The sequence below is a fragment of the Dactylosporangium sucinum genome (genome assembly GCF_014647515.1).
Lineage (GTDB): Bacteria > Actinomycetota > Actinomycetes > Mycobacteriales > Micromonosporaceae > Dactylosporangium > Dactylosporangium sucinum.
Genome location: NZ_BMPI01000056.1, coordinates 1 through 372 on the forward strand (window position 1 = coordinate 1; position 372 = coordinate 372).

At 71.5% G+C, this 372-nt stretch carries 1 protein-coding gene; it reads left to right on the top strand.

Going from position 1 to position 372, the window contains the following annotated elements; genetic code table 11:
* Positions 1 to 243, top strand: a 243-nt coding sequence (locus IEZ31_RS57235) for a hypothetical protein (protein ID WP_229836407.1), incomplete at its 5' end; no start/stop codon positions are given.
* Positions 244 to 372: the final 129 nt, after the last annotated feature.

Sequence of the window (372 nt, forward strand, 5' to 3'; positions counted from 1 at the left end):
CGCAACGGCGCACTGGCGCAAGGGCGCAACGGCGCACTGGCGCAAGGGCGCAACGGCGCACTGGCGCAAGGGCGCAAGGGCGCAGTGGCGCAGTGGCGCAAGGGCGCAGTGGCGCAGCGGCGCAGCGGCCGAGCAGTGGCGCAGCGGCTGCGGCGCAGCGGCCGAGCAGCGAACAGACGTTGGTCGATCTACCCTCAGGCCGAGGAGATCCAGATGAGGGTAGATCGACCAACGTCGGGGTAATGGCGCGGACAGCACAACGCGCGAGGCTGGCGGAGGCGGACAGCGTCATGCCCGAGGGTGGCGGAGGCGGACAGATCAGCGCGCGACGATGGCGGAAGCGGACAAGCCCAGTCCGCGACAGCGGCGGAA